The sequence below is a fragment of the Vibrio sp. Sgm 5 genome (assembly GCF_026241575.1).
Taxonomy (GTDB): Bacteria; Pseudomonadota; Gammaproteobacteria; order Enterobacterales; family Vibrionaceae; genus Vibrio; species Vibrio jasicida.
The window spans coordinates 1-260 of record NZ_JAPHPY010000162.1 but is presented as its reverse complement, the minus strand read 5'-3'; the positions used below and the strand labels follow the sequence as shown (position 1 = coordinate 260).

The 260-nt window shown below is 49.6% G+C and carries 1 protein-coding gene; it reads left to right on the top strand.

What is annotated here, in order from left to right; genetic code table 11:
• Positions 1-260, top strand: a 260-nt coding sequence (locus tag OQJ86_RS26520) for an IS110 family transposase (RefSeq protein WP_265992371.1), incomplete at both ends; no start/stop codon positions are given.

Sequence of the window (260 nt, the reverse complement as noted above, 5' to 3'; positions counted from 1 at the left end):
GAAGCTTGTGGCGGTGCTCATTGGCTCGCTCGTAAGTGTGGTGAATACGGCCATCAAGTTCGACTCATTCCTCCCCAGTACGTTAAGCCTTATGTCAAAGGCAACAAAAATGATTTCATAGATGCATCAGCAATCGCAGAAGCCGCTGGTCGACCAACAATGCGGTTTGTCGCGGTAAAAAGTGAAGAGGCCCAAGTCATCGCAGCGATTCATCGTGTCAGAGATGGGTATATCAAGGAAAGAACAGCCGCGATGTCTCG